The sequence below is a fragment of the Paraburkholderia sabiae genome (assembly GCF_030412785.1).
GTDB lineage: Bacteria > Pseudomonadota > Gammaproteobacteria > Burkholderiales > Burkholderiaceae > Paraburkholderia > Paraburkholderia sabiae.
The window spans coordinates 3,516,201-3,527,936 of record NZ_CP125295.1 but is presented as its reverse complement, the minus strand read 5'-3'; the positions used below and the strand labels follow the sequence as shown (position 1 = coordinate 3,527,936).

The following is an 11,736-nucleotide window of genomic DNA, read 5'->3' as shown; positions in this document are numbered from 1 at the left end:
CACAAAGCGCCTTGGGATGTTCAGTCCCAAGGCGCTTTTCATTGCGTTACGTTCAAGAGTTTCAGAACTTCAACTTGCGTCCATCCTGGGCCGAGGCGCGTCGGCAGGAACGGGCGCGCGCGTTGAAGCCTGTCCCGCGACCGCATGCGGCACGCCGCGCGTTTCGTTGACGATCGCACCGTTATCCAGTTTCAGCACGCGGTCGGCAAGCGGGAAGTAGCGGTCATCGTGCGTAATCACGACGACTGTCTTGCCGCGTCCACGCAATTCCGGCAGCAATTGCTCGTAAAACACGGCCTTGAATGAAGGATCCTGGTCGGCGGCCCATTCGTCGAACAGATAGAACGGACGATCTTCCAGATACGCGACGACGAGCGCAAGACGCTTGCGCTGCCCTGTCGACAACGCGCGGGTTGAGAATGTACCGTTTTCCACGCTGACCTTGTGATCCAGCGCGAGCTTCGCGAGCAGCGCATTGGCGCGTGCATCGGCGGCGGCGCGGGCATTGCCATTCGCATCGTCGGGATCGACGATACCGAGCAGCGAATCGAACAGATGGAAGTCGTTGAACACCGTCGAAAAGCGCTCACGATACGCGGGCCGCGTATCGCGCGTGACGGCTGTGCCATCGACTTCGATCACGCCATCTTCCGGTTCGTACAGGCCCGTCAGCACTTTTGCGAGCGTCGTCTTGCCGCTGCCGTTGCCGCCGACGATGAACACCAGTTCGCCCGGTTTGAAGCTCAGATCGATGGGCCCGATGCGGAACATGCGCTCGTCGCGTTCGTGGAAATACGCGTGCGTGATGCCGCGCAACGTGAGCGTGTCGAAGGCCGCCGACTGCGCGGTCGAAACGAGCGACGGCGCAACGGCGCGATGCTGCTCCTCGAACTCGGCAAGTACGCGCTCGATGCGTTCGAGCGACACGCGCGCTGCGTTGACGGTCGGCAGATTGTTCAGCAGGCCGTCGAGCGGCACGAGCATGAACAGGAACACGATCACATAACCGGCGGCCGCATGCGCATCGGCATGCACGCCGATTGACGGCAGAAACGTGGCCGCGCCGAGGAACACGTAGAACAGAAAGATGATCCAGCCGACGCCGACTGCGTATGCAACAAAGGCGCGGCGTCGATGATCGCGCACTTCGTTGATCGCGGAGCCGAGTTGTCCGTCGACGAATTGACGTGCGCGCTCGCGATGCAGCTTCAATTCTTTCGCGCCCGCAAACAACGAGCCCAGATAGTCGAACAGCCGGTCCTGCGCGCGGCCCGCTGCTTCGAGCGATGCGATCGCGCGAATGTCGCCGAAGCGGTAACCGAGCGAGCCGATCACGATGGCAGCAAGCGCCAGCACACAGACGGGCCACGACAGCCACGCGAGATACGCGAGACAGCCCGCGACGATCGAGCCGTGCATCACGATGTTGGGCAACGCGAAGAAGAGCATCGACACGTTGGTGGCATCGTCGGTAAGGATCGATTGAACGGGCGCTGCGCCCACGCGTTCGACGTCGCGCAGTTCCGCTGCCGCGACGCGCGCGGACACATGTTCGCGCATGCGGCTCATCGTGTCCTGCGAAAGCCCGGCGAACAGCACGCCCGACACGATGCGCGCGATCAGCGCGACCAGCGCGCAAGCGCCGAAGCGCAACGCGAGCGGAAGATCGGCCGCGGCGGGCGCGCTCAATGCGCGATTGAGCGTTGCGACGAGCAACACGCTCGACACGCCATTCGCGATGCATGCGATCAACGCGAGCGCAAGCGCGCCGCGCGAACGCCGCAATAGCGACAACAACAGACGGGTAGCGGGTTTGTTCGGGCGATCCGAACCATTCACGGGCGGTGCGTTGGAAACAGTCATCGAAAGCAGGCGTGAGAGTGAATGCGCGCAAAGCGCATGAAGGGACTTGAACAGCCATCTATCGACTAGACGTTTGAGCGCCGCAAAACTTTAGTCGAATGTGCGCGAGCGCGAACAAACAAGGACTGCGCAGAATTTATTCCGCCAAAGGGGTAAATATTTTTTCGCGCGATTCGTCACCTGTGTGAAGCCGCTGAAAAGAGACGTGGACAAACCATGTCCCGATGCGGCGGCATAGCGGCCATGCCGAAGGATTTCACACGAATGACGACTTTTCTGACTGCCTTGCATCTCCGACTTCGCGAACTCGCGCGCAGTGCGCCTCACGCGCCTGCGCTCGCTGCCTTTTCGCCGCTTACCGTGCGCATGTCGCGCGTTGAACTCGACGCTCGCGCGTCGCGCGTCGCGGCTGCGTTGCGCGCGCATGGCGCGGGCGCAGAAGTGCGCGTCGGTGTGTGCATCGACCGGTCGTGCGATCTGTTCGTCGCGTTGCTCGCGGTGCTGAAGGCGGGTGGTGTGTTCGTGCCGCTCGATCCACGTCATCCCGCGGAACGGCTCGACTGGATGACGCGCGATGCAGGCTTGCGTCACGGAATTGTCACGCGCGATGCAAGCGCGTCGTTGCGCGCGCGCTTCGAGCATTGCATCGACGTCGATGCAATCGACATCGAGCAACCGGTCGAGTTCGAAGATGCGTTGGTGCATCCTCGCTCGGCTGCGTACATGATCTACACGTCGGGCTCGACGGGCACGCCGAAGGCTGTTGTCGTCGAACATGGTCCGCTCGCTGCGCATTGCGATGCCGTGATCGGCGCTTATCCGATGACGGATGCGGACCGCGTTTTGCATTTTGCGTCGGTGAATTTCGACCTCGCGCACGAGTACTGGCTCGCGCCGCTCGCTGCGGGCGCGAGCATTGCGATAACCGCGCCCGGCACCGTTGCACCGGACGACGCACGCGCGCTGATCCATCACGAGCGCGTGACGATTGCCGCGTTTCCGCCTGCGTATCTGCGCGAGTTCGCGCAAGCCGCGCGGCGTCATGGTGTACCCGATTCGCTGCGCGTGCTCGCATTCGGTGGCGAAGCGATGCCCGGCGATGTATTCGGCGAAATCCGGCAAACGTTTAACAACGTGCGTCTGATCAACGGCTACGGTCCGACTGAAACCGTGATCTCGCCGATGCTGTGGCCGCTCGATCCTCGCGCAGCGTATGAAGACACGTCGTGCGCATCATTGCCGATCGGCGCGCCGATCGGATTGCGCGTGGCACGCATGACGGAGGCGGGTTCCGTCGATGGCGCTTTGATTGAACATGGAGCATGCGGCGAACTGCTGCTTGGCGGCGCGTGTCTTGCGCGCGGCTATCACGGACGCGCCGCGCAAACGGCCGAACGCTTCATCCCCGATGCAAATGGCGAACCGGGATCGCGCGTCTATCGCACGGGCGACCTTGCGCGTTTGCGCACCGACGGCGCATACGATTACATGGGCCGCATCGACGATCAGGTGCAGATTCGCGGCGTGCGCGTCGAGCCAGGTGAGATCGCGCAGTCTTTGCGTTCACATCCGGATGTGCGCGATGCAGCCGTGCTGGTCGAGCACATTGCAGGTCGTGTTCAATTGACGGCTTGTGTCGTCGTAACGGAAGCACTCGAAGAAAGCGCGCTGCGCGAGCACCTGACGCAGCGTTTGCCGGATGCGTGGCAGCCGCATCGTTTTGCGTTGCTCGATGCGTTGCCTTATACATTGAATGGCAAGCTCGACCGTGAAGCGTTGCGTGCGCGTGTTGCGTCGCAGGTCGCGCAAGTGTCGTATCGCGAGCCGCAAAGCTCAATTGAACGCACGCTCGCCGCAATCTGGCAAGCGATTCTCGGTGACGGACCTGTCGGTCTCGATGACCGGTTTCATGCACGCGGCGGCGATTCGATTGCGATCATGCGTCTGCAGGCTGCGATTCGCGCGGACCTGCATGTGAACTTGCGGCTGGATTCTCTCTTCGCCGACCTTACGCTCGAAGCACTCTCCGCACTCGTCGATGCAAGCGAGCGTGAAGCCGCCGTGCAAGTGCTTCCGTTGAAAGCGATGGCTCGCGGAGATGCTTCCGCCGCGTATGTCGATCATCGCGCGTCGTTTGCGCAGCAGCGTTTCTGGGTACTCGCACAAACACGCGATGCCGGCGACGCCTATCACATCGCCGCGCACTGGAACATTCGCGGATCGATCGATGCTGCGTTGCTCGAAAGCGCGCTCGCGCAAGTGATCGAACGCCATGAAGCGTGGCGAACCACGCTGCACGAAGACGAGAACGGCATCGTCATGCAGCGCGTTCATGCGCGGATCGCGGTGCCTGTAGAACGAATCGATCTGCGCAATCTGATGCTCGACGCACGCAACGAGCGCGCGAACGAGCTTGCGGGCGAACACGCCACACGTCCTTTCGATCTGCAACGCGGCCCGTTGCTGCGCGCATCGCTGGTCACGTTTGCCGATGACGAGCATCGTCTGATGCTGACTGCGCATCACGCGATCAGCGACGGCTGGTCGTCGCGTTGCGCATTCGCTGAACTGGCCGAAACCTATGCGGCGCTTTCGAAAGGTCGTGCGGCTTCGTTGCCTACGCTCGCCGCGCAATATGCAGATTTCGCACAATGGCAGCGCCACTGGCTCGACGGTGCAGAACGCGAACGGCAACTTGCTTATTGGCGTGATGCGTTGAAGGATGCGCCCGCGCCGCTCGCGTTGCCTGTCGATCGCACTGTGCCTGCCGAACGCACGCTCATCGGCAAGCGCGCGTCGCGTCGTCTCGATGCGCGTTTATCGGCGGCTGTGCGCGAACTTGCAAGCGGCGCGCATGCATCGACGTTCATCGTGTTGCTCGCAGCGCTTCATGCATGGCTGCATCGTCTGACGGCGGCGACGGATGTGATCGTTGCCGCGCCCGTTGCGAACAGGCAGCGCGAGGAAACGGCCAACCTGCTCGGTCTTTTCATCAACACCGTTGCGTTGCGTGCGCGCGTTTCACCGCATGTATCGTTTGCCGATCTGCTCTCGCAAGTGCGAGACACGACGCTCGGCGCCTACGCGAATCAGGACATTCCCTTCGATCAGGTGATCGATGCCGTCAAGCCGCCTGTGCGGCGAGGCGAGGAATGGTTGCGTGTGAAGTTCGCGCAGCAGTTCGTGTTCGACGATCCCGTTGCGTTGCCCGATGCCGTCGCGACATTGACGCCCGGTCCCGACAACGCGGCGCGCTTCGACTTCGCGCTCGATTTCACCGACGATGCACGCGGTATCGAACTGGTCGCTGCATGGGCGACGGATTGCATCGACGATGCGACCGCGCATGCGTGGCTCGACAGTTTCATTGCGCTGCTGACTGACAGCGTGGCGCATCCTGCATCGCCTCTCAGTTTGCTCGCTTGTGCAGGTTTACTGAGCAACACGCTGCAAGGCCGCGAGAAAACATTCGAATTCGACAACGTGATCGCAGCCTTCACGCATCACGCGAATGCGACGCCGAAGCAGATCGCAGTCACCGACTCACAACGGCAACTCACATTCGAAGCCTTGAACGAAGCATCATCGCGCGCCGCGCGTGCATTGCTCGAAAAGGGCGCGGGCGCGGAACAGGCAATCGCACTGTGCATCGAGCGTTCTGTCGATTTCGTCGTCGCGCTGCTCGCAGTATTGAAGTCGGGCTCGATGGCCGTACCGCTCGATCCTGCTGCGCCGCGCGAACGCCTTGAAGCGTCGATTCGCGCATGCGGTGCGCGCTGCGTAATCGTCGCGAGCAATGCACTGCAGGTCGAAACTGAAGTCTTATCGCTAAACGCGTTGATCGAAGCGAACAGTCACGACGCGCCCGTAACGATCACGCCGGATCAGGCTGCCTATCTCATCTACACATCGGGTTCGACGGGCACGCCGAAGGGCGTCGTCGTATCGCATCGCGCGCTGGCCGACTACGTTCAGGGCATGCTCGACGAACTGAAGTTCGCGCCCGACGCTAGCATGGCGATGGTCTCGACGGTTGCCGCCGATCTCGGGCATACGACGCTCTTCGGTGCGTTGTGCTCGGGCCGCACCTTGCATCTGCTGCCGAAGGAATGCGCGTTCGATCCCGACCGTTTCGCTGTGACGATGCGCGAACGCGGCGTCGGTGTGCTGAAGATCGTGCCGAGTCATCTGCATGCGTTGCTCGAAGCGCAGCAACCCACGGCCGTGCTGCCGTCGCATGCACTCGTGCTGGGCGGCGAGCCGCTGCCGTGGACGCTCGTCGAACGGATCACCGGATTGCGCCCCGCGTGCCGCGTGATCAATCACTATGGTCCGACGGAAGCCACGGTTGGCGCACTCACGTTCGATGCGACAGCGAGCTTGAGCGCCGCAAACGCATCGACTGGCGTGCCCACGGGGCGTCCGTTGCCGAACGCACGCGTGATAGTGCTCGATGTGCATGGCGCGCCCGTGCCCGTCGGCGGAATCGGCGAACTGTATCTTGGCGGACCCGGCGTCGCGCGCGGCTATCTGCATCGCGCGGCAGCGACGGCGGAGCGTTTCGTGCCGGACGCCAGCGGGCCGAAGGGTGCGCGGATGTATCGGACGGGCGACCGCGTGCGTTTGCGCGCAGACGGTGCAATCGACTATCTGGGCCGTCTCGATGACCAGGTGAAGATTCGCGGCTATCGCGTCGAGCCGGGTGAAATCAGCGCGACGTTGCGCGCGATCGAAGGCGTCAGGCAGGCAGAGACGCTCGCAATCGTCGAGGATGGGCGTGCACGTCTTGCGTCGTTTGTCGTCATGCAAGGCTCGCGCGATGAAGCGATGCTGCGCGCAGAGCTTGCCGCGCGTTTGCCCGACTACATGGTGCCCGCGACGCTCACGCTCTGCGACGCCTTTCCCGTCACGGCGAACGGCAAGATCGACCGTGCGAAGCTGCGCGAACTTGCGCTGCAACCTGTAGTGCAGTTGACGAGCGACGCGCCGCTCGAAGGCATCGAACGCATTCTCGCGGACGTGTGGAAAGAAGTGCTGCGCGCCGAGCATGTGGGCCGCGACGACAATTTCTTCGAGCTGGGTGGCGATTCGATTCTCGCGTTGCAGGTGATCGCGCGTTCGCGCAAACGAGGCGTGCGCTTCACGCCGAAGCAGCTGTTCGACAAGCCGACCGTGGCTCAACTCGCGCAAGTCGCACAGACCGTCGCCGCAGCTGAACCGAAAGCGGAAACGCGTGCCGCTGTTGTGCCTGCGAACGATGCGCGCATTGCCTTGACGCCTGCTCAGCATCGCTTCTTCGAACTGGATGTGCCGGCGCGTCATCACTGGAATCAGGCTGTCGAATTGCACGCATCGGAGCGCTTCGATCTCGACGCCTTCGCGCACGCATTCGGCGCGGTGCTTTCCCATCACGATGCATTCCGACTGCGCTTTGCGGCAGACACAGCTTCATCGTGGAGCGCGCGATACGCCGACAAGCCATTCGACGCGCTGCCGCTGGTCGCCGTCGAAGCGCGTGACGAACATGATGCGCTCGCTCAATTCGACGAGTTGCAACGCACCTTTGATCTCACACGCGGACCGCTTGCAGGTGCGCTCGTCGCGATGTTGCCGGATGGCACGCCGCGTGTATGGATCGCGATTCATCATCTGATCGTCGATGGCGTGTCGTGGCGTGTGCTGCTTGAAGATCTCGAGGCGGCTTATCGCGCGGCACGCGAGCGCCGTCCGGTGCGTCTCGCGGGGGAGGGCATGCGCGCGTCGGACTGGGCGCAACGTCTTGCCGCCGACGCAGCCGCGCTGTTTGCGCGAGAACTGCCGTACTGGACATCGATGAAGCAGGCAAGCACGGCGCTGCCATTCGACAATCCGCACGGCACCGCAAGCAACGCCGATGCGTGCACGGTCGAATGGACGATCGACGCGACGCTCACGCAGACCTTGCTCACGGATGCGAACGCCGCATGGCGCACGCAGACCATCGATCTGCTCGTGGCCACGCTCGCGCACACGCTTGGCACGAGCGTACCGGCCGATTCTTTACTGATCGAACTCGAAGGCCACGGACGCGAAGCGCTGTTCGAAGAGGTCGATGCGAGCCGCACGATCGGCTGGCTGACGAGTCACTATCCGGTCGCGTTGCCCGTGCGTGAATGGGGCACGGCGACGCTCGCGGCCGTCAAGGACGCATTGCGCGCTGTGCCGCACAAAGGGCTCGGCTTCGGCGTGCTGCGTTATCTCGCGAACGAATCGACGCGCGCTGCGCTCGCCGCATTGCCGCGTCCGCGCGTGACGTTCAACTATCTCGGCCAGTTCGGCGATGCATCGAATGATCGCGTGCTGAATGCGCGCTTCGGCGGCGCAGGCTGCGAGCGTGATCCGGCGGGTCCGATGTCGAATGCACTGGCGATTCACGCGCATATCGACGGTACGCGCAGGCTCAAGATGCATTGGGTTTATAGCGCAGCGATGTTCAACGCGGGTACGGTCGAAAAGCTCGCGCGCCGCTTCGAAACCACGTTGCGTGAAATCGCGGCGCAGTGCATCGAACGCGTGTCGAAGCGCGGAGCCAGCGCAACGCCTTCCGACTTCCCGCTTGCGCAGCGCGCGGGTCTCACGCAAGCGATGCTCGAGCGTCTCGAACTCGATCTGCGTACCGTCGACGATATTTATCCGCTGTCGCCGATGCAGCAGGGCATTCTGTTCCACTCGCTGTATGCACCGGATCGCACGACCTATGTAAATCAGCTCGTCGCTACGCTGACTTCACCGGATATCGCGCGTGTGACCGATGCGTTCAATCGCATCGTGCCGCAGCACGATATATTGCGGACCAGCTTCTGGCACGACGCTGAAGTGCCGTTGCAGATCGTGCATCGTCAGGCGAAGCTGCCCGTCGTCGTGCTCGACTGGCGCGGCCGCGCCGCGCAGGCAGCGAGTTTCGAGCAATGGCTCAGGGAAGACCGCGCGCAAGGCTTCGATCTGAGCAAGGCGCCGTTGATGCGCGTGACGCTGATCCGTCTGAGTGACGACGAATGGCGCCTCGTGTGGACGCGCCATCATCTGCTGCTCGACGGCTGGAGCACGGCGCGCATGTTCGCCGACGTGCTGCGCGACTATATGAGCGAGCGTCGCGCGTTGTCGTTCGGCCAGGCAACGCGCTTGCGATATCGCGACTTCATCGCGTGGCTCGACGCGCGCGATCATGAAGCCGACAAGGCGTTCTGGCTCGAACGCCTCGCGCACTTCGACGAACCCACGCTCGTTGCGCCGAACGTATCGGCCGATAACGGCGATGCTGCGCCCAGCGAAACCTGGCGTGCCCGGTTCGACGCAAGCACGACCGCGAAGCTCACCGCGCTCGCGCGCAATCTCAAGCTGACGGTCAACACGCTCGTGCAGGGCGCGTGGGCGCTCGCATTGCAGCGCATGACACACCACGCGACGGTCGCATTCGGCGCGACGGTTGCGGGCAGGCCTGATGCGCTACCCGATGTCGACAGCGTGCTCGGTCTTTTCATCAACACGTTGCCCGTGATCGCGACGCCTGCACCGCAACGTCGCATCGCCGACTGGCTCGCCGATCTGCAACGCGACAACGCAGCGAACGCCGAACACGCGCACACGCCGCTCTTCGATATCCAGCGTTGGGCGGGCCAGGGCGGCGGCGCGATGTTCGACACGCTCGTCGTGTTCGAAAACTATCCCGTCGATCCCGCGTGGTCGGCGAACGATGAGCTCGCGTTGCGGCTGTCCGACCTTCGCAGCATCGAATCGACGGATCTCGCCGTCACGCTGGTCGTGCAGGCCGGCGACACGTTGACGATCGATTACGGCTACGACACCGCGCGTCTCGACGAAGCGCGCGTGCGTGCGTTGCATCGCGCGTTCGACGCATGCATCGAGGCATTCATCGCCGATCCGCATGCATTGCTTGGCAACGTATCGATTGCGACTCAAGACGATCTGGCACAACTTGCCAGCCATAACGACACCGCGCGCACGTGGCCGGATGAACTTCAATTGCCGCTTCATCGGCAGTTCGAACGCCATGCAGCAGCGATGCCTGATGCGATCGCACTCGACTTCATCGATGCCCGTGAAGTTCGCACGCGCGTCACCTACGCCGAACTCAATGAGCGCGCGAACCGGGTGGCAGGTGCGCTGCTGAACGCAGGCGTGTCGGCGGACAGTGTGGTCGCGCTGTGTGTCGAGCGCTCGATTGACATGGTGGTGGCGCTGTTCGGCGTGTTGAAGGCTGGCGCGGCATACCTGCCCGTCGATCCCGACTATCCGGCGGAACGGATCGCGTATCTGCTCGACGATGCGCGGCCTGCCGTCGTGCTGACTCAACGTGCGCTGCATGCGCGTGTCGTCGATTCGATTGGCCGTGCGGACGCGTGCGTGCTGTGTGTCGAACAACTGACTTCGAATCCGGCGCTCGAATCGAGCATCGATGTCGAACCCGATCAGCTTGCCTACCTGATCTACACGTCGGGATCGACGGGTAAGCCGAAGGGCGCGGGCAACACGCATCGCGCGCTCGCGAATCGCATCGCGTGGATGCAGGGCGCGTACTCGCTCACGCCACGCGACGTTGTGCTGCATAAAACGCCGTTCGGCTTCGACGTGTCGGTGTGGGAATTCGTGTGGCCGCTGTCGGTCGGCGCGACGCTCGCCATCGCGGCGCCCGGAGATCATCGTGATCCCGCGCGCCTTGCCGCTGCAATCGCAGCATATGGCGTGACGACGCTGCATTTCGTTCCGTCGATGCTCGGCGCGTTTCTCGGCCATCTGAAGGACTTCGATGCCGCTGCGCAGTGCGAGAGCATCGTGCGCGTCGTGGCGAGCGGCGAGGCACTGTCGCCTGAGCTCGTCGCGCGTGCGCGGCTTCTACTGCCGCAAGCGCAATTGCACAACCTGTACGGCCCGACGGAAGCCGCGATCGACGTATCGCACTGGACGTGCACCGACGACGATGCGCAAGCCGTGGCGGTGCCGATCGGTGAGCCGATCGCAAACATTCAGTTGCACGCGCTCGATGCCGCGCTGCATCCGTTGCCTGCGGGCGCAATCGGTGAACTGTATCTGGGTGGTGTCGGTCTCGCACGCGGCTATCTCGGGCGCGCGGCATTGACGGCGGAGCGCTTTGTCCCCGACCCGTTCACGCCGGGCGCGCGTCTCTATCGCACGGGCGATCTGGTGTGTCGACGCGCGGACGGCGTGCTCGACTATCTGGGCCGCGCCGATCAGCAAGTGAAGTTGCGCGGCCTGCGCATCGAGCCGGGCGAAATCGAAGCGTTGTTGCGTGCTGCGCCCGGCGTACACGATGCCGTCGTGATCGTGCGCGACGAACAGTTGATCGGCTATGTCGCGCGGCGCGCCGAAGAAGCGTTCGATCGATCCGCGCTGTTCGCAGCGCTGAATGCGCAATTGCCCGCGTACATGGTGCCCGCGCATTTGATCGAACTCGACGCGTTGCCCGTCACGCCGAACGGCAAGTGCGACCGCAACGCACTGCCCACGCCATCGCTTCAATCGACGGACGAGGCTGAACCACAAACCGACACCGAGCGCGATCTGGCCGCGATCTGGCAGCGCGTGCTGCGCATCGACGGCAGTCACGCGATTGGCCGCGATGCCGACTTCTTCGCACTGGGCGGTCACTCGCTGCTCGCGACGCAGGTGAACGCGCAAATCAATCTGCACTGGTCGCTCGCGCTGCCGCTGCGCACGCTGTTCGACGCGCGCACGCTGGCGCGCTGCGCGGCGGCCATCGATGCGGCGCTCGACGCGCGCGGCGTGCATGCAATCGACGACGCAGCGCGCGCAATCGACGCGCTGCTCGGTGAACTCGAAGCGCAATGAGGAACG

2 protein-coding genes are annotated in these 11,736 nt (G+C 63.4%); one reads left to right on the top strand and one right to left on the bottom strand.

What is annotated here, in order from left to right; all coding sequences use genetic code 11:
- Positions 1-69 precede the first annotated feature (69 nt).
- Positions 70-1,863 (bottom strand): cyclic peptide export ABC transporter, encoded by a 1,794-nt coding sequence (locus tag QEN71_RS15805; RefSeq protein ID WP_201648569.1) that lies wholly within the window; start codon positions 1,861-1,863, stop codon positions 70-72.
- A 264-nt stretch (positions 1,864-2,127) separates the two neighbouring features.
- Between QEN71_RS15805 and QEN71_RS15800 the strand changes: the two genes are divergently transcribed.
- Positions 2,128-11,730, top strand: a complete 9,603-nt coding sequence (locus tag QEN71_RS15800; RefSeq protein WP_201648570.1) for a non-ribosomal peptide synthetase — start codon at positions 2,128-2,130, stop codon at positions 11,728-11,730.
- The last annotated feature ends 6 nt before the right edge of the window (positions 11,731-11,736 follow it).